Raw genomic sequence first — 20,504 nt, 5'->3', positions numbered from 1 at the left:
TTCAGCCGCTCGATGCGTCGTCGAAGAACCCTTCGTGCAGCCCGTGGACGAGTTCCTGGACGTCTTCCACCAGGGAGCCACGGGCCGAGAGCAGCAGCAATACTCCGCAGAGCAGCAACAGGGCGGTGCGGCGGCGGCGCAGGGTGCGGGCGTCGGGCGTGTCTTGCATGGGGTCTCGCTGGCGGGGGTGGGATAACCGTAGCGGTGCGCGTGCGGGTGGCAAGCGCCGCCTGCAAACAAAAAGGGCCGGGGATCGCTCCCCGGCCCTTTCCGTTTGCTTGGTTCCCGAAGGACTCAGGCGGCGGCGACTTCCGCCGTGTCCACCTTCACGCCCGGGCCCATCGACGAGGACAGCGCGACCTTCTGGAGGTACTTGCCCTTGGCGCCGGCCGGCTTGGCCTTGACCACCGCGTCGACGAGCGCGTCGAAGTTGCGGCGCAGGTCTTCGTTCGAGAAGCTCACCTTGCCGATGCCCGAGTGGATGATGCCGGCCTTTTCGACGCGGTATTCCACCTGGCCGCCCTTGGCAGCCTTGACGGCTTCACCGACGTTCATGGTCACGGTGCCGAGCTTCGGGTTCGGCATCAGGCCCTTGGGACCCAGCACCTTACCGAGACGGCCGACCAGGCCCATCATGTCCGGGGTGGCGATGCAGCGATCGAAATCGATCTTGCCGCCCTGGATGGCTTCCATCAGGTCTTCCGCACCGACGACGTCTGCGCCGGCAGCCAGGGCTTCCTCGGCCTTGGCGCCGCGGGCGAACACGCCCACGCGCACGGTCTTGCCGGTGCCGGCCGGGAGCGTGACGACGCCGCGGACCATCTGGTCGGCGTGGCGCGGATCGACGCCCAGGTTCAGCGCGACTTCGATGGTCTCGTCGAACTTGGCGGTGGCGTGCGCCTTCACGAGGGCGATCGCCTCGTCAACGGCGTGCAGCTTCTCGGCCGGAATCGTCCATGCCTTCTGCTTCTTGGTCAGCTTGCTCATGGAATCAGCCCTCCACCACTTCGAGGCCCATCGCGCGGGCCGAACCTTCGATGATCTTGGTCGCCGCTTCGATGTCGTTGGCGTTCAGATCCTTCATCTTCGCCTGGGCGACTTCCGCGAGCTGGGCGCGCGTGATCTTGCCCGCGACAACCTTGCCCGGCTCCTTCGAACCCGACTTCAGGCCGACGGCCTTCTTCAGGAGATAGGTCGCCGGGGGCGTCTTGGTCTCGAACGAGAAGGAACGGTCCGCATAGACGGTGATGACGGTGGGAAGGGGGGTGCCCTTCTCGACGTCGCCGGTCGCGGCGTTGAACGCCTTGCAGAATTCCATGATGTTCACGCCGCGCTGACCCAGGGCAGGGCCGATCGGCGGCGAGGGGTTTGCGGCGCCGGCGGCCACCTGCAGCTTGATATAGCCGGTAATCTTCTTAGCCATGTCACTCTCTTTCAAGTCGAGCGGTACAAGCGACGGCACGAAGCCGCCTCCCGCATGGTTCCCGAGCTGTGTGCTTGGAAGCGCGCGGCCTTAGCGGAAAGGGGGGCGCGGGGCAAGGGGGTGCCGCGGTGGGGCGCGGTAGGGAAGTCAGGTTCAGGCGTTGGTGGCCGCTCCGAGACGAGGGGGCGATCCTATCAGCCTCGCGAGAGCTCGGAGTTGCGGCGCAAGGATGCCGAGTGCAAGACCGCGCGCATCAGCTTCCGAACAAGCTATTGTCTTCCGGGTCGTACCAGAGAAGTCGCGGGCAATGGATGTCGTACCAGAAGTCCGTCAGCCGCGTGTCGTGATGGTCGGTAAGGTCCTTCGGCAGGCGCTGATCTATATGTTCTATGATATAGTCATGCGGCGCGGCCCAGACGTCGGTATTCAATACCCGCCTCTCTCCATACGGTGCCGCTGCCGGCTCTTGAAAATAGATTTTGCCGCTATCTAGCAGAACGCGAATAAGGTGAAGGAATACCTCCCGGTTCTCATTGAAGGAGATCTGATAATTCTCCGGCCACAGGCCATGAATCCACCTTCCGAACGCCCCTTCGCGATCTTCTATACACTGAAGATCCTCCTGAATGAGCAAATCTAGCTCCGCAGGTGTCATTTGAAATTTTCCGCTTTTAGTAGGCCGCCTTGTGGCGGTGGGGTGTAATACGAGTCACCTGCTGATAAAATGCTCACGGCGTTAATCTTGTGTTTGTCCGGAATAATCAAAACTTGCCGCAACTGTTCCATCTTCGTTTATCTTAACCGTGCATTCCGCCCAATCGCCTCCGGTATGGGCCTTCATCAGTGCATGTAGCTCGGGAATAATATGGTGCACAGGGGTCGCTAAATCCCCTTTTAAAAGGGCCGAAACTGGCGCGCCATCTATCACGTACCCAAAAGCTTCCTCAACGCTGAAGCTGCCATCGTCAGATCCATGTCGATATTCAAACCGACATATGGCCGAGGAGGCATGATCAGGACAGCTGCCCTTCATGATACGATAAAGTTGATCAATAAGTTCTCGTTGGCTTTCCAGCGGGTTGTGCATCGAATTGATCCTATCGCTCTGAAAAGATCCGGAGATTATCATTTTAGACGCTGGCCATCGCCACGACCGAGTCTGGTTGTTAGCAGCCTCCCCAAGCCCCAAACCTCACGGCCGCAGCTCCGCCGTGTGCGCCGACTCCGCCCCGCCGATATCGCCCTCGGCTACCCATTCGCGCCACAGCAGCACCAGCGCCGCCATCACCGCGGGGCCGACGAACAGGCCGAGCAGCCCGATCGTCTCCACGCCGCCCAGGATGCCGATCAGCACCCAGACGAAGGGCAGGCGGGTGGTGCCGCCGATCAGGCTGGGGCGCAGGAAATGATCGATCACGAAGTTGAGCGCATAGCCGATCGCGCCGACGACGATCGCCGCCATCACCGCCCCCTTGGCGAGCAGCAGCAGCACCGCGAGCACCAGCACCACCGCCAGCCCGAACGGGATGATCGAGGCGAGCCCCGAGGACAGGCCGAGCAGGATCGGGTGCGGCACGCCGCCGATCGCGAACAGGATCGCCATCAGGATGCCTTGCGCCAGGCCGAGCAGCACCATGCCGTCGACCGCGCCGCGCACCGCCGCGAAGATCTGGCGGCCCAGCCGGTCGCCCGCATCGCCGAACGCGCGGGTGGCGCCGCGCTCGAGCTGGCGGACGATGTCGTCGCGATCGCGCAGCAGGAAGAACAGCACGACCAGGGTGAAGGCGAACACCACCACGCGGCGGACCAGCGTGTGGGTGAGCGCCCCCGAATGGGCGCGCCAGAGCGATTGATCGAGCCGGCCGAACTCGGCGGCGGCGGCCTCCGGCGTGGCGAGGTGGAGCGTCCACCATGCGGTGACTTCCGGGGCGCCCCAGGGCAGCCGCGCCACCCAGTCCGGCACCGGCACGCCGTTGGCGCGGGCATCGGCGATCCAGGCGGCGACGGACTGTGCCTCGACCACCGCCTGGCTGATCGCGATCGACAGCGGGATCAGCACGACCAGCAGGACGGCGAGGGTGAGCAGCGCGGCGACCAGGGTGGGGCGGCCGGGCAGGCGACCGACCAGGCGCGTGCGCAGCGGCTCGATGCCGATCGCGAGCACCCCGGCCCAGAGGATCGCCGGTACGAACGCCATGCCGATCCACAAGGCGGCGGCGGCAATGGCGGCGGCGAGCACCACGCGCGCGCGGGTCTGGGCTTTGGTGGTGTGTTGCATGCTGGTCCCCGGTGTTGGGGGGCGACAGTGGCGGGACGCGGCGATGCTGGCAAGCGGCGGTCGGAGACGGGCCGCATTGAACTAAACAAGTCCTTCATCGGTTTAGAAAATATCCGCGCGGTCAGGAGGACAGGGGCCGGCGCGGGCTAGACCATAAAATGAGAGGAACGGGCATGAAACGGATCATCATAGCCGCAGCCGCTGCTGCGCTGGCGACGACAGGCGCCGCAGCGCAGACCGGACAGAGCGGATCGCACAACCCCGTGGTCAAGGACGGTACCGCGCACCAGGTCGCCAGCCCGGCCAAGGGCCGCAGCTCCTTCACCGAGGACCAGGCCAAGGGGCGGCTGGCCAAGGCCGGCTATACCGACATCACCGATCTGAAGGGCACCGACAACGGCGCCTGGCAGGGCATGGCGATGAAGAACGGCAAGAAGCTGACCGTGACGCTCGACTACAAGGGCAACATCACCGCGCGCTAACCCCTCGATTTCTGCAGGAGAATTGCCATGAGCCGGACCATTACCCGTCTGTTCGACGATTATTCGGACGCCAAGGCCGCCGTGAACGAGCTCGAGCGGCTGGGCGTGCCGCACAGCGACCTCAGCATCGTCGCCAACAACACGCATGGCGACCATGACGTGACCGACGTCAACGCGCACGGCGACGTGACCCGCGGCGCCTCGACCGGCGCGGCGCTGGGCGGCGTCGGCGGCCTGCTCGCGGGCCTCGGCCTGCTCGCCATTCCGGGCCTGGGCCCGATCGTGGCGGCCGGCTGGCTGGCCTCGACCGCCGCGGGCGCGGCAATCGGCGGCGTCGGCGGCGCGGCGACCGGCGGCATCGTCGGTGCGCTGAAGAATGCCGGGCACAGCGAGGAAGACGCGCATGTCTATTCCGAAGGCGTGCGCCGCGGCGGCACGCTGGTGAGCGCGCGCGTCTCGGACGATCTGGCGAGCCAGGCGGAATCGGTGCTGAACCGTCGCGGTGTCGATGCCGGTACGCGCGGTGCGGCCTATCGCCAGTCGGGCTGGACCGCGTTCGACGACAAGGCCCCGGCCTATACCCGCGACGAGATCGAGCGCGAACGCAGCGCCTATCGCGAGCCGTCGGTGATGTGATCGTCACCTAGCCGAAGGGCAGAAAAGCCGGGGTGCGAGCCCCGGCTTTTTTGTGCGGATTCACCCGGTGTCGGGTTTCACGCGAATGCCTCAGGGCTTTACGGTCTGCTCATGCGATCGCCGGGTCGAGACCTCGGCCACGTGCTTCGATTGCTGCCTTAGCCAAGAAATCCTCGATGGCGGCAAGAGATGGCTGACGACATAGATTCTGGGCTTCGATGTCGGTGAGACAGTCGATCCCGTGTCCGAACTGGGCGCGCCAGAGGTGGTCGAGAACTTCGCCATGCTTCTCCCATAGCATGTCCCGGGTTGCGGGGCGTAAGGAAATTTTCCGAGCGTCCCGGCTCTCGGTGAGGGTGGTGATCGCAAGCACCTCCGCGCCTGTAAGGGCGGCCAGCCGTGCCGTTGTATCCGCCGATAGCAGATCGCAAGCGAGCTCAAAGGCAGCATCTGCGTCCCCCGCTTTCGCCAGCGCATAGGCTGGATGGGCATCGCGGATGCGCACACTGCTATGAACGAATACGTCGGGAAAGCCGACGCGCCAAGGCGTGCGCGGTGGAAGCGGCGGATTCATGGCATGGGTGTGCCATGCGGCTCGCCGTTTCCGAAGGTGGTTTGAGTGGCTTCCATTCGAACATCGCCAACAAAAAAGCCGGGGCTTCCACCCCGGCTCCTTCGTGTTCGCATGGCAGGCCGATCGGCCCGGCCTTACTTGACCCGTTCGACGTCCTCGAAACCCAGCTCCAGCGGGGTTGCGCGGCCGAAGATCGAGATCGAGACCTTCACACGGTTCTTGTCGTAATCCAGCTCTTCCACCACGCCCGAGAAGGTGGCGAAGTTGCCGCTGATCACCTTGACCGTGTCGCCGATGTCGAAATCGACCTTCAGCTTGGCCTTGGGCGCCGCGGTGGCCGCTTCTTCCTTGGTGTTGAGGATGCGGGCCGCTTCGGCCTCGCTGATCGGCTGGGGCTTGCCCGAGCTGCCGAGGAAGCCGGTCACCTTCGGCGTGTTCTTCACCAAGTGATAGACGTCGTCGTTCATCTCGAGCTTGGCGAGGACGTAGCCGGGGAAGAACTTCCGCTCGGACTGGATCTTCTTGCCGCGCCGCACTTCGGTGACGGTCTCGGTGGGGACTTCCACCGCCTCGACGAGGCGATCGAGGCCCAGGCGGGTGGCGTCGGCCAGGATCTGGTCGCGGACCTTGCCCTCGAAACCGGAATAGGCGTGGATGATGTACCAGCGCGACATGGTTCTTGGTCTTTCCTTACTGCGCGAGGCGAAGAAGTGCGTTGACGATCAGGTCGAACAGCGAATCGATGCCGAGGAAGAAGGTGCCGAGCAGCGTCGTCATGATCATCACCATCACGCCGGTCATGATCGTCTCGCGGCGCGTGGGCCAGGCGATCTTGCGGGTCTCGGTCTGGACCTGCTTCACGAATTCGACGGGGCTGGTCTTCGCCACTGGGGCTATCCTCGTGTGAAAAATGGCGCTTCGGGCATGGGTCCGCTGCCCGGTCCTTCCCAGGAACCGGTGCAATCCACCCACGCTTTTGGCTAGGGCGCTGTATCTAGAGGATCATGCCGCCCAGCGCAAGCGGTGGCGGAAAGGGGCCGAATCAGCGCTGCTTCATGCCCCGCACGCGGTGCCAGATGTAGAAGGCGACGAGCGCGACCAGCACCACGCCGATCAGCGCGTCGGCGCTGTGGAAGGCGGCCTTCATGCGCGGATCGCTGTCCCACTTTTCACCGAGGGTCATGCCGACCCAGGCGAGGCCGAAGCACCACGGCCAGCTGCCGAGGAAGGTGTAGACGTGGAACGGCACCAGCTTCATCCGCGCGACCCCGGCGGGGAAGGCGATGAACGAGCGGATCACCGGCAGCAGCCGGCCGATCAGCACCGCGATGCTGCCATAGCGCGCGAAGAAACGGTCCGCCGCATCGATCTCGCCCGGGCCGATCAGCAGATACTTGCCCCAGCGCAGCGCCAGCGGGCGCCCGCCGCGCTTGCCGATCTCATAGGCGACGATCGAGCCCAGGTTGCACCCGATCGCGCCGGCGGTGGCCGCCAGGTACAGGTCGAACCGGCCGGTGGAGACCAGATAGCCGGCGAACGGCATGATGATCTCCGACGGCAGCGGGATGCACGCGGATTCGATCGCCATCAGCAGCGCGATGCCGAGATAGCCGCCGCTCGAGATGACCCAGATGGTGAAGGTGGCGAGGACGCCCAGAATCTTTTCGACCATGGCCGCGTGGTTGGGGCAGCGGCGCGACTTTGGGAAGCCGCTTTTTTGCGCGGTGCAGCGGGACCGATGCGACTTGGCGTGCGCGGACGGGTCTGATAACCCGGAGTAAATCGAGCGGACGGAGAGGGTTGCGCCATGGGTATCGAGACGTCACGCCGGGGCTTCCTGGCCGGTTCGGGCAGCGGCGCGGTCGCGATCGGCATGGGCGCGGCGCTCCCCGCGGACGCGCAGGCCGGCCCGGCAGCGGCGGCCCCGGCCAGGCTCCAGCCGTTCGACATGGCGGACGTGACGCTGGGCGAAGGGCCGTTCCTCCACGCGCAGCGCGCCACCGAGGCCTATCTGCTGCGGCTGGAGCCCGACCGGCTGCTCCACCAGTTCCGCGTCAACGCCGGGCTCAAGCCGAAGGCACCGGCCTATGGCGGCTGGGAATCGGACCCGATCTGGTCGGACATTCACTGCCAGGGGCATACGCTGGGTCATTATCTCTCGGCCTGCGCACTCGCCTTCCGCGCTACGGCCAAGCCGGTGTATCGCACCCGCATCGACTATATCGCGACCGAGCTGGGCGCCTGCCAGGACGCGGCGAAGAGCGGCCTCGTCACCGCCTTTCCGAACGGCGCGTCGGTGGTCGCGGCGCATCTCCGCGGCGAGAAGATCACCGGCGTGCCCTGGTACACGCTGCACAAGGTCTATGCGGGCCTGCGCGACGGCGCGGTGCTGGCGGACAGCGCGCCCGCCCGCGCGACGCTGCTGCGGCTCGCCGACTGGGGCGTGGTGGCGTGCCGGCCGCTGTCCGACGCCGATTTCGAGGCGATGCTGGAGACCGAGCATGGCGGCATGAACGAGATCTATGCCGATCTCTACGCGATGACCGGCAAGGCGGACTATCGCACGCTTGCCGAGCGCTTCTCGCACAAGGCGTTGCTGACGCCGCTGGCCAAGGCGCGCGACCATCTCGACGGGCTCCACGCCAATACCCAGGTGCCGAAGGTGGTGGGCTTCCACCGCGTCTACGAGACGACCGGCGACGCCGCCTATCGCGACGCCGCCGCCTTCTTCTGGAAGACCGTGGCGGAGACGCGCTCGTTCGCGACCGGCGGGCACGGCGAGAACGAGCATTTCTTCGCGATGGCCGATTTCGAGAAGAACGTCTTCTCGGCCAAGGGATCGGAGACCTGCTGCCAGCACAACATGCTGAAGCTGACGCGGAGCCTGTTCCTCCACGAGCCGCGCCCCGAATATGCCGAATATTACGAGCGGACGCTGTTCAACGGCATCCTCGCCTCGCAGGACCCGGACAGCGGCATGGCGACCTATTTCCAGGGCGCGCGGCCCGGCTACATGAAGCTGTACCACACGCCCGAGCACAGTTTCTGGTGCTGCACCGGCACGGGCATGGAAAACCATGTGAAGTACCGCGATTCGATCTACTTCCACGATGATCGCGCGCTGTATGTGAACCTGTTCCTGCCCTCGACGGTGCGCTGGCGCGAGAAGGGCGCGGAACTGGTGCAGGAAACCCGTTTCCCCGAGGTGCCGGGCACGACGCTGCGCTGGAAGCTGGAAAGGCCCACCGAGCTCACGCTGAGCCTGCGCCATCCGCGCTGGAGCCGTACCGCCACCGTGCGGGTGAACGGCAAGCCGGCGGCGCGATCGGCGGCGCCGGGCAGCCGGATCGAACTGGCCCGCAGCTGGCGCGACGGCGACACCGTGGAGCTGCAGCTGGTGATGGAAGTCGGCTTCGAGAGCGCCCCGGCCGCGCCGGACGTGGTCGCCTTCACCTACGGCCCGCTGGTGCTGGCCGGCGCGCTGGGCCGCCAGGGACTGGCGCCGGGGGCGGATATCGTCGTCAACGAGCGCGAGTACGGCCGCTACAACGACACGCCGGTGCAGGTGCCGGTGCTGGCGGGCGACCCCGGCACGCTGGCCGCGGCGATCCGGCCGGGCGCCAAGCCGCTGGAGTTCACGCTGGCGGCGGCCGACGGCGCGCCGGTGCGGCTGATCCCCTATCACCGCATCGCGCACGAGCGCTACGCGACCTATTGGAAGCTGGCGCCGGCGCGGGCCTGATCTACGCGATTGGGGTCGGCTCGGCGGTCAGTGCCTGCGCCTGCGCCTGGTGCGCGGCGTCGGCCTTGTCGATCAGCTGGAGCAGGGCATCGAAATCGGGCGTGTCGTCGATGCGGTAGCAGCGGGCGAGGCTCGCCCCATACCGCTCGATGTCGCGTTGGGTGAGAAGGGCTACAGCCACCACGGGTTCCCCTTCAGGCATCTTGCGACAAATCCATTTCCCAGAATTGATCTGGATCTAACGTTCGCTTCATCGAAAGTTTCCAGCATCTTGTCACGCGCAGTGCAGGGATCTGCGATGCGCGCCGGCCGGACGACGAGGCAAGCCGATCGCGACGAGGGCCGCTGTTTCGGCGGCGAGCGGAGCGCCGCGCGACCCCGTTGCGCCGGCCCGGCTTTCGGGCGAGGGAGGGGGGCCGGGCAAGAGGAGGCAGCATGGCGCGAACGGGAGCGAAAAAGACCTACTCCGCTCCGGCGATCGAGAAGGCGTTCGAAATCATCGAGCTGCTCGCCGGACGGCCCGAGGGGGCGCTGGTCAGCGAAATGGCGGCCGATCTCGGGCGATCGGTGGGCGAGCTGTTCCGCATCGTCGTGGTGATGGAGCAGCTCGGCTATCTGCGCCGCTCGGAGGCGACCGATCGCTATGCGGTGGCGTACAAGCTGCTCGACGTCGCGCTCCGCGCCACCCCCTCGCAGGATCTGGTGCGCGCGGCCGGCGCGGAAATGCAGATGCTGGCGCGCGACACGGTGCAATCCTGCCACCTGGTGGTCGCCAGCCACGGCCACGGCCTGGTGGTGGCGCGCGAGGAATCGCCGGCGACCCGGGGCTTCGCGCTGAAGGTGGGTGCGCATATCGATCTGGTGCGCAGCTGCTCCGGCCAGGTGCTGCTGGCCTTCTCGCATCCCGACCTCGCCGACCGGATGGTGCGCGCCGCCGAAGCGGAGCAGGGCGTGGCCATGGACCGCGCCTGGCTGGCCGAGCGGCTGGCGGCGGTGCAGCGCCAGGGGCATGACAGCCGCGAGAGCCCGGTGACCTTCGGCGTGACGGACATCAGCTTCCCGGTGTTCGGCTTCGACCGCCGGATCGTCGCGGCGCTGACGATCCCGTTCCTCGCGCTGATCGACGGCTCGCAGGTGATGGACCTGGAGGCGGTGCGCGAAAAGCTGCGCGCGGCCTGCGCCCGCATCTCCGACCGGCTGGGCTACCAGCCCGGATAAGGCGGCGCGCCGCCCTCCCGCGCGCTTGCAGTGATGGGAGGCACTGGATACGGTATACGCAATCGGCGGCTGGCGTGTTCGGTCTGCCGCCTGTTTCCGTCTGCGCCTTCAATCCGGGACCCGATCATGAGCGAACGCTTCTCCGATCCTTCGCGCCGCACCGTCCTTGCGCTCGCCGCCGCGGCGCCGCTCCTGCCCCGGGCGGTGCGCGCCGCCGCCCCCGCCGATCCGCTGCCGCCCGCCGCGCCGGGACTGGCCCCCCGCGAGCTGCTGCCGTTCGACACCGGCTGGCGGTTCGCGCTGGGGCACGGCAGCGATCCGGCCAAGGACTTCGGCTTCGGCATGGGGCAGGACGATTTCGCCAAGACCGGCGAGTTCAAGCTGGCCAGGACCGGCTTCGACGACACCGACTGGCGCGCGCTGGACCTGCCGCACGACTGGGCGGTGGAGCTGCCCTTCGTCCATGACGATCGCGGCGACGGCGATGCCAACAACCGGGGGCATGGCTACAAGCCGCTCGGCCGGCGCTATCCGGAGACGAGCATCGGCTGGTATCGGCGCAGCTTCGACATGCCCGAAAGCGATCGCGGCCGCCGCGTCTGGATCGAGTTCGACGGCGCGATGCGCGACGCGATCCTGTGGGTGAACGGGTGTTACATCGGCCGCCATAATGACGGCTACACCTCGTTCCGTTTCGACCTGACCGACTTCCTCCATTATGGCGGCGCGAACGTGATCGTGGTGCGGGTCGATGCCTCGCTGGGCGACGGCTGGTTCTACGAGGGGGCGGGGCTCTACCGCCATGTCTGGCTGGCCAAGCACGACGCGCTGCACTTCGGCCGATGGGAAAGCGTCGTCCGGGCGACGCCGCAGGGGCAGGGCGCGACGCTCGACCTGGCGACGGTGATCGCCAATGACGGCGACGCGGCCCGGCAAGCGGCGGTGGAGTGGACCATCACCGATGCGGCGGGCACGGTGGTCGCGCGGGCATCGGCACCGGCGGTGGCCGTGGCGGCGGGCGGCACGGCAGAGAGCGCGGTTCGCGCGACGCTGCCCGAGGCGCGGCGCTGGTCGGTGGAGACGCCGGTGCTCTACACCGCCACCGCGCGGCTGGCGGCGGGCGGTGCGGTGCGCGATGCCGACCGGGTGACCTTCGGCGTGCGCAGCTTCCGCTTCGATGCGGATCGCGGCTTCTTCCTCAACGACGTGTCGATGAAGCTGCAGGGCACCTGCAACCACCAGGACCATGCCGGCGTCGGCGCGGCGCTGCCCGACGCGATCCAGCGCTACCGGCTGAATGTGCTGCGCGAGATGGGCTGCAACGCGGTGCGCACCACCCACAACATGCCGACGCCCGAATGGGTGGAGGCGTGCGACCGCGCCGGCGTGCTGGTGATGTGCGAGACGCGGCAGATGAGCGCCAACCCCGAGGCGATGGCGCAGCTGGAGGTGATGGTGAAGCGCTTCCGCAACTCCCCCGCGGTGATCCTCTGGTCGATCGGCAACGAGGAAAACCAGCTGCAGGGCAAGATGGCCGAGCAGGGCAAGCCGATCGGCGCCGCGATGGTGCGGCGCTGCCATGCGCTCGATCCGACCCGGCCCGTCTCCGCCGCGGTCAACGGCAACAACGAGCAGGGGGTGAGCGACGCGCTCGACATCATCGGCTTCAACTATCACCAGAATTTCCCGGAAGCCTTCCACGCCAAGCATCCGACGCGGTCGATCTTCGGCTCCGAAACGTCGAGCGCGATCGCGACGCGCGGCGAATATGCCAGCGATCCCGCGCGCAACACCGTCAACAGCTATGACGGGGTGGTGCCCTGGGGGAACTCGGTGGAGGAATGGTGGAAGCTCTATGGCGGCAAGCCCTGGTCGGCGGGCGGCTTCGCCTGGACCGGCTTCGACTATCGCGGCGAGCCGACGCCCTATGGCTGGCCGTCGATCAGCTCGCAGTTCGGCATCGTCGACATGTGCGGCTTCCCCAAGGACAGCTATTATTACTACCGCGCCTGGTGGCGGTCCGAGCCGTCGCTCCACGTCTTCCCGCACTGGAACTGGGAAGGCCGCGAGGGCGAGACGGTGTCGGTGTGGGTCTATTCGAACTGCGACACGGTGGAGCTGGTGGTCAACGGGCGCAGCCTGGGCACGCAATCGGTGCCGCCGCTCGGCCATCTGGAATGGAAGGTGCCGTACCAGCCGGGCTTTATCGAGGCGCGCGGGCGCAAGGGCGGGCGGCTGCTGACCGAGCGGCGCGAGACCACCGGCCCCGGCCGGACGATCCGGCTGACCGCCGATCGCACCGAGATCCGGGGCGACGGCCGCGACGTGGCGATGCTCAAGGCCGAGCTGCTCGACGCGCGCGGCCGGCCGGTGCCGACGGCGATGGACAAGCTCGCCTTCACGATTGCCGGGCCCGGCGCGATCATCGGGGTGGGCAACGGCGACCCGAACTGCCTGGAAAGCGACAAGGAACCGCGCCGCTCGCTGTTCAACGGGCTGGCGCAGGTGATCGTGCAGTCGACCGGGCGGCCGGGGACGATCACCGTCGCCGCGGTGGCCGAGGGGCCGCGCGCCGATCCGCTGCTGGCGGGACGGGTGACGCTGCGCGCCGCACGCTGAGCGATCGGCGGCATAGACAAGCGAATGTCATTCCGGCGAAAGCCGGAATCCATTGGGGTCTCCGTATCGGCTCTTGCTGGCAGCGATAGGCGAATGGATCCCGGCTTTCGCCGGGGTGACATGTTTGGGGAAGTGCCGGTTCTTCTCCCGCCGGTTCGGCATCAGCCTCCCGCCGGTTCCAGCCGGAGCAGCAGCACGTCGTTGGTCTGGAGCGGCACCGGCACGGTCAGCGTGCCGCTCTTCGGCACGGTCACCGTCTCGTCGCGCTCGGGCAGGTCGCGGGTCAGCTGCTGGAGCTGGGCGACCTGCGCATCGCTCAGCGTCTTCGGCATGGCGAGGTCGATATAGGCCGAGAAGGCGTCGTTGTGGCGATAGCCGGTGCGGAACAGGCGGAGCTTGTAGGTGCCCGGGCGCAGATGGGCGAGCTGCACCGCGGCGGGCGCCTCGGCCTTGGCGGGGACCAGCTTGCTGTAGAAGGAGCGGTTGCTCACCGGCTGTTCGGGCTGGTGCCAGTCCCACAGCACGACCGACAGCTTCGCGCCGTCGACCGAAGCGATGCTGTACGCGTCGCCGGTAGGCACTTCGCGGCCCTGCAGCGCGTTCAGATATTTGTAGGCGAACCAGGCGGGCTTGCGGATGCCCTGCGGGTTCATCAGGCCGAAGCCGCCCTCGAACGGCGCGGTGGGCGGGCCCGGCTCCTCGAACAGGTCGCTGAACGTCCAGTAGCTCATGCCCTGGACGACGCCCTGCACGCCCTTCAGCTTGGTGAGGATATAGGCCGCGCTGACATAGGAATCATGGACGAGGTCGCGCGGGGTGTAGCTGGTGCTCCACTCGGTGAAATAGAGCGGCAGCCTGGGGAAGGGCGAGGCGGCGATCTCCCGGCGCACCTTGCGCACGTCGCCGATGATCGCGTCCGCCGAGGGGGACAGCTTGGTATCCTGCTTGCCCTGTTCGTCGAGGAAGCCGCCGTCGACGCCGTAGGTATGCGTCGTGACGAAATCGACCGGCGTGCCGCGCTTGTGCATGTCGGCCAGGAACTCGGGTACCCAGGCCGCGCCTGCGGTGGAGGGGCCGCCCACCTGCAGCGTGGGGTCCACCGCCTTGATGGCGCGGGCGCTGGCGTCGTAGAGGTCGAAATAGGCCTTCTGGTCGGCCTTTTCCCAGAAGCCGTCGAGATTGGGCTCGTTCCACACCTCGAAGAACCAGCTGCGCACTTCCTCGCGGCCATAGCGCTGCTGCGCGTGGCGGACGAAGGCGGTGAGCAGATCGCGCCACGCGCCCAGTTCGGGGTGCGAGGTGTTGCCCTTCCAGTAGAAGATCGAACTGTCCGAGGTCTTCAGCGCCTCGGGCGTGAAGCCCAGTTCGACGAACGGCTTCACGCCCCGCGCGAGCAGCTTGTCGTACAGCGCGTCGATGCCGGTCCAGTCATAGACGAGCTTGCCGTTCTCGCGCTTCACCGTGCCGAGCACGTCGTGGAACAGCGCGTGGAAGCGGACATAGCGGAAGCCGAGCTCGTCGCGCGCGGTCTTCAGCTGCGCCAGGGAGTCGTCGCGCCGCAGCGTGCCGGGATAGTCCGAGCCGATCGACAGGTCGAAGAACCGATCGACCGGCGCCTTGGCGGTGGCGACATCGACGCGGACGGTGCGGGCGGGCGCCTGGGCAAGGGCCTGCACGGGCGCGAGCCCGAGCAGCAGGCCGCCGAGCGCGAGCGGCAAAACGTTCTTGTTCAAGACATCTTCTCCCGGTGTTGGTGTCGGTGCGGCGCCGGCGGGTTCATGCGGCGTCCGCCCGGCACGTCCTTTCGACGAAATGATCATGCGCCGGCAGCCGCGGCAATGCCGCCTCCAGCGCCGCGCGGCGTTGCTCGAACAGCCGGGCGAGTGCGTCGAGCGGCGGCCGGTCGGCAGTCGGCTCATGGCCGCGCGGGATCCGCCCCTGACCCAACAGCACCGCCACCCAGCTCGTCTCGGCGTGCGATTCACGGCCGTAGAGCGGCAGCCTGCCGATTGCGTCCCACAGCGCCAGCTTGTGGGCGAGGGTATCGGGCAGCGCCATCGCCGCCATGTCGCGCCAGAAGGGCTCGGGGCGGCGGCTGATGCAGTAATGGGCGATCAGGAAATCGCGGATCCCCTCATATTCGCCGATTGTCTCGCGATTATATTCGGCGACGATCGCGGGATCGACGGGCCCGATGTTCGGCAGCAGTTCGGCGAGGCGGACCAGGCCGGTCTGGACCAGCTGGAGGCTGGTCGATTCCAGCGGCTCCATGAAGCCAGCGGCCAGCCCGATGGCGACGACGTTGTGCGCCCAGAAACGCTCGCGCCGGCCGGTGGTGAAGCGCAAGGGGCGGGGATCGCCCAGCGCGTCGCCGTCCAGGTTGGCGGCGAGCCGCGCGGCGGCTTCGTCATCGGAGAGATAGGCGCTGCTATAGACCAGCCCGTTGCCGGTGCGGTGCTGGAGCGGGATCCGCCATTGCCAGCCCACGGCATGGGCAGTGGAGCGGGTGAAGGGCGTGAAGCGGCCGGCGCGGGTGCAGCCCTGCGCCAGCGCGCGGTCGGCGGGCAGCCAGCGCGACCAGTCGACGAACGGCGTGTCCAGCGCCTCGCCGAGCAGGCGGCTGGCGAAGCCGGTGCAGTCGATGAACAGGTCGCCTGCAATCCGCCGGTCGCCGTCGAGCAGCAGCGCGGTAAGGTCGCCCGTCTCGGCATCGCGCTCGGCGGCGACGATGCGGCCTTCGGACCGGGTAACGCCGCGCGCCTCGGCATAGCTGCGCAGCAGCTGTGCGTAGAGCCCGGCGTCGAAATGATAGGCGTAGCGATATTCGGCCGCCTCGCCGCGCAGCGCCTCGGGCGGCGCGAACCGGTCCTGGCCGGCGGCAAGGGCCGGCATCGACCAGGCGTCGATCGGGTCGGCGATGCGGCCGGCGGCACGCAGCCGCAGCCAGTGATGATGGGGGCCGATGCCTTCAATCGGTGCGCCGAAATCGCCAAAGCCGTGGAAGTGGCGATTGCCGGCCTCGCCCCAACCGACGAACTCGATGCCCAGCTTGAAGCTGCCTTGCGTCTCGGCAACGAAATCGGGCTCGTGCAGGCCGAGCAGGCGGTTGAACTCCCGGAGGATCGGGATGGTCGCCTCGCCGACGCCGATCGTGCCGATCGCATCGGATTCGACCAGGGTGATGCGGGTATCGGGTGCCGGCCGCAGCCGCGCGAACAGCGCTGCCGCCATCCAGCCTGCACTGCCGCCCCCGGCGATGATGATATGCTGCGCCACTGGTGCGTCTGTCCCCGAGCTGCCGATCGTCGGCCAGCCTAGGCAGGTTCGGCCGACAATGAAATGCGCCCCCGGAAACCTTGCGGCGGCCGGGGGCGGAGGTGGAGGAAGTTAGAAGACCGAGCGGACCAGGAAGGCGAAGCGCCGGTCCGTATCCGTCCAGCTGTAGCGCGGCTTGAGATCCGGATCGCCAACGTCGAGGAAGGTGCGCGAGTTGAGCAGGTTGGTGCCCTGCACGCCGATCTTCACATGCTTGTTGATCGAGTAGAGGATCGAAGCGTCCAGCTGCCCGTAGGATTCCGACCAGACCGGGAAGTTGATGTTCGCGGCCGAGGTCGTCAGCAGATAGTTCGAGCGCCAGTTGTACGCGGCGCGCGCCGAGATGCCGTACTTCTCGTAGATCAGGGCTGCGTTGTACGAGTATTTCGACAGGCCCTCGAGCGGCAGCTCCTTGCCCGCGCCGGTGGTCTGGTTGGAGTCGAACACGTTGATCGCCGTGTTCCTGCCGCCCGACGAATCGACGATGGTGTAGTTGCCCTGGAAGCCCAGGCCCGAAAGCGCGCCCGGCAGCATGTCGAAGAACTGCGTGTAGCTGAACTCGACGCCCTTGATCTTGCCGCTGGAGCCGTTGGTCAGCTGCGTCACGTCGAAGGTGAGCGTCTGGCCGTTGCTGGTGAACTGGCGCTCCGTGGTGCCGGCGAAGATGTAGTTGCTGATGTCCTTGTAGAAGCCGGCAACCGTGATGCTGTTCGCCCGCCCGAAATACCATTCGAGGCTGGCGTCGAACTGGTTGGAGCGGGTCGGCTTCAGGTTAGGATTGCCGGCGGTGCCCGTGAACGGCGTCAGGCGACCGTTGATGCCGGTGCCCGTCGCGACCGCCGCGTTCGGCGTGCTCGCGAAGTTGTAGCCCAGCTGCACATAGGGGTTGAGCTGCGCGAACGTCGGACGCGAGATCGCCTTGCCCGCCGCGAGGCGGAGCTGGAGATTGTCCTTCAGGAAGAAGCGCAGGTTCAGCGTCGGCAGCACGTCCGTGTACGAGTTGCTGGCGCTGGTGCGCACGCCCAGCGAGCCCTGTGCGAACGCCTGTGCCGATGCAAAGGTCGCGCAGTCGGCGGCGGTCGTCGGCTGGCCGTCGCGCGGGCCGCCGACGATCGTGGTGCCCGGAACGCAGGTGCCGCTGGGGAAGGAGGGCAGCGACGCGCCGGAGCCCACCGCCGAGATCTCGGTACGGATCACGCGGACGCCGATATTGCCGTCGAAATGGCCGATCGGGCTCGTGTCCATGCCGAAGCGGGCGACCAGATAGCCGGCATAGGTGCGCTCGGTCTGGTCGTTGACGCCGCCGCCGGACAGGCCTGAGATGCTGACGTCGCTGTTATACGGCCTCCAGCCCTTGCTCACATATTTCAGGTAGGAATCATACGCCACGGTCGGGCTGTTCTGCACGAGGCTGGCCGCCGGGAACCAGAAGCCGGCGCCCGGAGCCGCGACCTTGCCGCGGAAGAAGTTGTTGTAGCTGATCAGCTCCGACTGGCTCGGCAGGCCGCCATTCTGCGCACCGCCCGCAAAGCCGGTGGGCGGGTTGGTCGCCGCAAACCCGCTCTGGTTCAGATACACGGGCGAGCCGGGATCCCAATATTGTGCAGACAGCTCGGCCCAGTTGTAGCCGGTCTGGCGGGTGATCGCGTTGCGGTCGGTATAGCGGCCGCCCACCTTGAGCGAGCGCAGGAAGCCGCTGTCGAACTTGTATTCGACGTCGGCGCGGCCCGACCATTCATGCGCTTCATTGTCTTCGAGATGGTCCATCGCCGCGGCCCACCAATAGTCGCTCTGGTTGGTCAGCGAACCGTTCGAAGCGGTCGGCCGGATCACCAGCTTGGGATCGTCTCCGGCAAAGTTGAAGTCGAAGGTGGCCGGCGTGTTGGTCTGGGTGAACGCGGTCATGCTGCTCACCTGCGCCGTCGACTTCACATATTGCAGGTCGCCGCTGACGGTCCAGTGCGTGTCGGGCGTCCAGCGCAGGTTGCCCGAGAAGTCCTGGGTGCGCTTGCGCTGATAGCCCGAGCGGGTGTCGAGGTTGAGCTGGCGGTTGGCGATGACGCCGGAGACGAGCTCGCGGTTCGGGCCGAACTTGTACGAGGCATCGTCGGTCGGCGGGGTGCCGTTGTCGCCGATCGCATATTCGATGTCGCGCGGCGTCGCCTGGGCGATCAGCGCCTCGGCGGTGAAGGTCAGCGTGTCGCTCGGCTTCCACTGGAACGAGCCGTCGAACGCGGTGCGCTTCTGCTGCCAGTCGATCCGGCGCAGACCCATGTTGGCCGGGATGTAGACATTGGTGCCCGCAGCCAGGCCGTCCTGCGCGGTCGCCAGCGTGCCGCGGTCATAGCGGCCGTTGGAGATGCTGTCCGTGCGGTTGCCGATGTTGTTGATCGAGTAGCTGAGCAGCAGGCCCATCTCGCCGAGCGGCGTGTTCCAGCGGCCGCTGGCAAGCCCGTTGCCCGACCAATAGGCCTTCTTGCGCAGATCGGCATAGTTGACGTCGCCCGAGAGCGCGAAGACATAGCCCGGCGCATCGAACGGCTTGCGGGTGCGCAGGTTGACGATGCCGCCGATGCCGCCTTCGACCAGGTCGGCCGAGGGGTTCTTGAACACGTCGACGCCGACCAGCAGGTCCGACGACACGTCCTCGAACGACAGGCCGCGGCCGTTGTTCGCCGAGAAGACGTCGCGGCCGTTCAGCTCCGAACGGACCCAGGACAGGCCGCGGACGAAGACGCCGCCGCCTTCGGACGACAGGCGCGCCGGGTCGCGATTCTCGTTGGTGCGCTGGAGCGTGATGCCCGGCACGCGCTGCAGCGCTTCGGAGACCGAGCGGTCGGGCAGGGCGCCGATGTCCTGCGCGGTGATCGAATCGACGACCTGTTCGGCGTCGCGCTTGCGGTTGCGCGCGCTCTGCAGCGAGGCGCGGATGCCGGTGACGACGATGTCCTGGGTGGCGTCGGCCTGTGCGTCGTCGGTCTGGGTCGCGGTTTCGCTGCCCTGCGGCGCGGCTGCGGCGGTCTGCGCGAGCGCAGCGCCCGGCAGGCTCAGCAGTGACAACGTTGCCAGCGAAGCGCCGGCGCGCAGCCATGCGGTGATCGACGACTCATGCGAAGATGATGTGAAGCGGTTGGTCACTAGTCCCCTCCCTCGGCGCGGTGCGCTCGGTGCAGATGATAAAGCCGGGGCGCTTCATCAAAGGGCGGCCACACGGCGGTGCCGGTGTGATCCCGGGCATCCGATGTTTGCGCTACCATCGCATCCGATTTATCGCAACAATTATGTGAAACTATGGTTCACGAATAAAACCTGGTTAGCGTTAACAGGTCAATTTGGCGCAAAGTCAGTGCTTTAACGATTTCGGTGCAACGCTGCGGTGATGGCGCGGGCCGCCACGGGTGCCATGCGGGCATAGCCGGCGGCGAGCGGATGGACGCCGTCGCGCGTAAAGGACGCGCCCATAAGCCCGGCCGCATCCGCGAGCGCCGCGTCATAATCGGCAAAGGCGAAGCCGCGGCGCGCCGCCAGCGCGCGGAGGCGGGTGTTGATCGCCCGCAGTTCCTCGGGCTTGCGTTCCTGCACCACCGACCGGGCGGCCTCGGTATAGTTGTTCACCGGCAGGATCGCGCACAGCACCACGGCGATGTCATGGGCGCTGGCGATGTCCGCCATCGCCTCGATATTGGCGACGATCGATTCGGGGCTCTCGACCTGGAGGAAGCCGGTCACGTCGTTCACCCCGGCGAGGATGACGACGGCGCGGGGGTGGAGCGCCACCACGTCCTGCTCGAAGCGCACCAGCATCTGGGCGGTCACCTGGCTGCCGATGCCGCGGTTGACGTACGGCTTGCCCGGAAAGCTCTTCGCCAGGTCCCAGCCGTCCGTGATCGAGTCGCCGAGGAAAACGACGCGGTCCTCGCCCTTTTTCGGCGGCGGCAGCGCGGCATTGGCGGCGGCGTAGAGATAGCGCTCGCCGAAATCCTGCATCATGCTGGGGACCAGCTTGGCGCGGAACGGCCCGAGCCAGCGACCCCAGTCGCGCGAATCGTCGATCGTGCGCCGCTCCGGGCTGGAGCGGTAGGCCGGGTCTGGCTCGGCGGCGGCGGTGAGCAGCAGTGCGGCCGCGATAAGGCCGGCGGCGGCGCGCAGGCGCGTGCGGTGCTGGGGCATGGTCGTTCTCCCGGGGATCGCCATGCCTATCGCAGCGGCAATTCATC

20 protein-coding genes are annotated in these 20,504 nt (G+C 67.2%); 5 read left to right on the top strand and 15 right to left on the bottom strand.

What is annotated here, in order from left to right; translation table 11 throughout:
* Position 1: 1 nt before the first annotated feature.
* The 6 genes from SPI01S_RS22195 to SPI01S_RS07730 all read right to left on the bottom strand — a co-directional run bounded on the left by SPI01S_RS22195 (position 2) and on the right by SPI01S_RS07730 (position 3,701).
* Positions 2–169 (bottom strand): hypothetical protein, encoded by a 168-nt coding sequence (locus tag SPI01S_RS22195; RefSeq protein ID WP_157084602.1) that lies wholly within the window; start codon positions 167–169, stop codon positions 2–4.
* Between the two features lie 125 nt (positions 170–294).
* Entirely contained in the window at positions 295–987 is a 693-nt protein-coding gene (rplA, locus tag SPI01S_RS07745) for a 50S ribosomal protein L1 (RefSeq protein WP_066720652.1), read from the bottom strand.
* 4 nt (positions 988–991) lie between these two features.
* Complete coding sequence (rplK, locus tag SPI01S_RS07740; protein ID WP_066720649.1) at positions 992–1,423, bottom strand: 50S ribosomal protein L11; 432 nt, start codon at positions 1,421–1,423, stop codon at positions 992–994.
* A 253-nt stretch (positions 1,424–1,676) separates the two neighbouring features.
* Positions 1,677–2,078, bottom strand: coding sequence for a hypothetical protein (locus tag SPI01S_RS07735; RefSeq protein ID WP_066720646.1), 402 nt, complete (start codon positions 2,076–2,078; stop codon positions 1,677–1,679).
* 81 nt (positions 2,079–2,159) lie between these two features.
* Positions 2,160–2,510: a hypothetical protein gene (locus SPI01S_RS22190; protein WP_157084601.1), complete on the bottom strand. Its 351-nt coding sequence runs from the start codon at positions 2,508–2,510 to the stop codon at positions 2,160–2,162.
* Positions 2,511–2,615: 105 nt separating this feature from the next.
* On the bottom strand, positions 2,616–3,701 hold the full coding sequence (locus tag SPI01S_RS07730) for an AI-2E family transporter (protein WP_066720643.1): 1,086 nt from the start codon (positions 3,699–3,701) through the stop codon (positions 2,616–2,618).
* Between the two features lie 173 nt (positions 3,702–3,874).
* Here SPI01S_RS07730 and SPI01S_RS07725 point away from each other — a divergent pair, with 173 nt between their 5' ends.
* Positions 3,875–4,183, top strand: coding sequence for a hypothetical protein (locus tag SPI01S_RS07725; RefSeq protein ID WP_066720641.1), 309 nt, complete (start codon positions 3,875–3,877; stop codon positions 4,181–4,183).
* Between the two features lie 27 nt (positions 4,184–4,210).
* The gene (locus SPI01S_RS07720; protein ID WP_066720638.1) at positions 4,211–4,819 is read left to right on the top strand and encodes a general stress protein; all 609 of its coding nucleotides are present in this window, start codon (positions 4,211–4,213) and stop codon (positions 4,817–4,819) included.
* Positions 4,820–4,928: 109 nt separating this feature from the next.
* On the opposite strand, the gene SPI01S_RS07715 is transcribed toward SPI01S_RS07720, so the two are convergent.
* The 4 genes from SPI01S_RS07715 to SPI01S_RS07700 form a co-directional block, all read right to left on the bottom strand.
* Positions 4,929–5,393: a hypothetical protein gene (locus tag SPI01S_RS07715; protein ID WP_157084600.1), complete on the bottom strand. Its 465-nt coding sequence runs from the start codon at positions 5,391–5,393 to the stop codon at positions 4,929–4,931.
* Between the two features lie 134 nt (positions 5,394–5,527).
* Positions 5,528–6,067: a transcription termination/antitermination protein NusG gene (gene nusG / locus SPI01S_RS07710; protein ID WP_010542827.1), complete on the bottom strand. Its 540-nt coding sequence runs from the start codon at positions 6,065–6,067 to the stop codon at positions 5,528–5,530.
* Between the two features lie 16 nt (positions 6,068–6,083).
* Positions 6,084–6,281: a preprotein translocase subunit SecE gene (gene secE / locus SPI01S_RS07705; protein ID WP_066720629.1), complete on the bottom strand. Its 198-nt coding sequence runs from the start codon at positions 6,279–6,281 to the stop codon at positions 6,084–6,086.
* Between the two features lie 154 nt (positions 6,282–6,435).
* On the bottom strand, positions 6,436–7,065 hold the full coding sequence (locus tag SPI01S_RS07700) for a DedA family protein (RefSeq protein WP_066720626.1): 630 nt from the start codon (positions 7,063–7,065) through the stop codon (positions 6,436–6,438).
* 201 nt (positions 7,066–7,266) lie between these two features.
* Here SPI01S_RS07700 and SPI01S_RS07695 point away from each other — a divergent pair, with 201 nt between their 5' ends.
* The gene (locus SPI01S_RS07695; protein WP_373278308.1) at positions 7,267–9,135 is read left to right on the top strand and encodes a glycoside hydrolase family 127 protein; all 1,869 of its coding nucleotides are present in this window, start codon (positions 7,267–7,269) and stop codon (positions 9,133–9,135) included.
* A 1-nt stretch (position 9,136) separates the two neighbouring features.
* On the opposite strand, the gene SPI01S_RS07690 is transcribed toward SPI01S_RS07695, so the two are convergent.
* Positions 9,137–9,316 (bottom strand): hypothetical protein, encoded by a 180-nt coding sequence (locus tag SPI01S_RS07690; protein ID WP_157084599.1) that lies wholly within the window; start codon positions 9,314–9,316, stop codon positions 9,137–9,139.
* A gap of 254 nt (positions 9,317–9,570) precedes the next feature.
* Between SPI01S_RS07690 and SPI01S_RS07685 the strand changes: the two genes are divergently transcribed.
* The gene (locus SPI01S_RS07685; RefSeq protein WP_066720617.1) at positions 9,571–10,353 is read left to right on the top strand and encodes an IclR family transcriptional regulator; all 783 of its coding nucleotides are present in this window, start codon (positions 9,571–9,573) and stop codon (positions 10,351–10,353) included.
* Between the two features lie 126 nt (positions 10,354–10,479).
* Complete coding sequence (gene galA / locus SPI01S_RS07680) at positions 10,480–12,972, top strand: beta-galactosidase GalA (RefSeq protein ID WP_066720614.1); 2,493 nt, start codon at positions 10,480–10,482, stop codon at positions 12,970–12,972.
* A 161-nt stretch (positions 12,973–13,133) separates the two neighbouring features.
* Here the strand turns inward: galA and SPI01S_RS07675 are convergent, their stop codons facing one another.
* From SPI01S_RS07675 to SPI01S_RS07660, 4 genes are all read right to left on the bottom strand, one after another.
* Complete coding sequence (locus SPI01S_RS07675; protein WP_245653506.1) at positions 13,134–14,705, bottom strand: GH39 family glycosyl hydrolase; 1,572 nt, start codon at positions 14,703–14,705, stop codon at positions 13,134–13,136.
* Between the two features lie 43 nt (positions 14,706–14,748).
* Positions 14,749–16,248, bottom strand: a complete 1,500-nt coding sequence (locus SPI01S_RS07670; RefSeq protein WP_084253319.1) for a tryptophan halogenase family protein — start codon at positions 16,246–16,248, stop codon at positions 14,749–14,751.
* 111 nt (positions 16,249–16,359) lie between these two features.
* Complete coding sequence (locus tag SPI01S_RS07665) at positions 16,360–19,425, bottom strand: TonB-dependent receptor (RefSeq protein WP_066720611.1); 3,066 nt, start codon at positions 19,423–19,425, stop codon at positions 16,360–16,362.
* A 213-nt stretch (positions 19,426–19,638) separates the two neighbouring features.
* Entirely contained in the window at positions 19,639–20,457 is an 819-nt protein-coding gene (locus SPI01S_RS07660; protein WP_157084598.1) for a GDSL-type esterase/lipase family protein, read from the bottom strand.
* Positions 20,458–20,504: the final 47 nt, after the last annotated feature.

The organism is Sphingomonas pituitosa NBRC 102491, assembly GCF_001598435.1.
GTDB lineage: Bacteria > Pseudomonadota > Alphaproteobacteria > Sphingomonadales > Sphingomonadaceae > Sphingomonas > Sphingomonas pituitosa.
Note: the sequence above shows the minus strand (reverse complement) of the source record. Positions and strands in the feature narration are given on the sequence as shown.

Excerpts from the sequence above, each read along its gene's own strand:
- SPI01S_RS22195 (WP_157084602.1), bottom strand. The coding sequence starts at position 169 with ATGCAAGACACGCCCGACGCCCGCACCCTGCGCCGCCGCCGCACCGCC.
- SPI01S_RS22190 (WP_157084601.1), bottom strand. The coding sequence starts at position 2,510 with ATGCACAACCCGCTGGAAAGCCAACGAGAACTTATTGATCAACTTTAT.
- SPI01S_RS07725 (WP_066720641.1), top strand. The coding sequence starts at position 3,875 with ATGAAACGGATCATCATAGCCGCAGCCGCTGCTGCGCTGGCGACGACA.
- SPI01S_RS07695 (WP_373278308.1), top strand. The coding sequence starts at position 7,267 with ATGGGCGCGGCGCTCCCCGCGGACGCGCAGGCCGGCCCGGCAGCGGCG.
- SPI01S_RS07660 (WP_157084598.1), bottom strand. The coding sequence starts at position 20,457 with ATGCCCCAGCACCGCACGCGCCTGCGCGCCGCCGCCGGCCTTATCGCG.
- nusG (WP_010542827.1), bottom strand. The coding sequence starts at position 6,067 with ATGTCGCGCTGGTACATCATCCACGCCTATTCCGGTTTCGAGGGCAAG.
- SPI01S_RS07720 (WP_066720638.1), top strand. The coding sequence starts at position 4,211 with ATGAGCCGGACCATTACCCGTCTGTTCGACGATTATTCGGACGCCAAG.
- SPI01S_RS07730 (WP_066720643.1), bottom strand. The coding sequence starts at position 3,701 with ATGCAACACACCACCAAAGCCCAGACCCGCGCGCGCGTGGTGCTCGCC.
- SPI01S_RS07735 (WP_066720646.1), bottom strand. The coding sequence starts at position 2,078 with ATGACACCTGCGGAGCTAGATTTGCTCATTCAGGAGGATCTTCAGTGT.
- SPI01S_RS07685 (WP_066720617.1), top strand. The coding sequence starts at position 9,571 with ATGGCGCGAACGGGAGCGAAAAAGACCTACTCCGCTCCGGCGATCGAG.
- SPI01S_RS07715 (WP_157084600.1), bottom strand. The coding sequence starts at position 5,393 with ATGAATCCGCCGCTTCCACCGCGCACGCCTTGGCGCGTCGGCTTTCCC.
- rplK (WP_066720649.1), bottom strand. The coding sequence starts at position 1,423 with ATGGCTAAGAAGATTACCGGCTATATCAAGCTGCAGGTGGCCGCCGGC.
- galA (WP_066720614.1), top strand. The coding sequence starts at position 10,480 with ATGAGCGAACGCTTCTCCGATCCTTCGCGCCGCACCGTCCTTGCGCTC.
- rplA (WP_066720652.1), bottom strand. The coding sequence starts at position 987 with ATGAGCAAGCTGACCAAGAAGCAGAAGGCATGGACGATTCCGGCCGAG.
- SPI01S_RS07700 (WP_066720626.1), bottom strand. The coding sequence starts at position 7,065 with ATGGTCGAAAAGATTCTGGGCGTCCTCGCCACCTTCACCATCTGGGTC.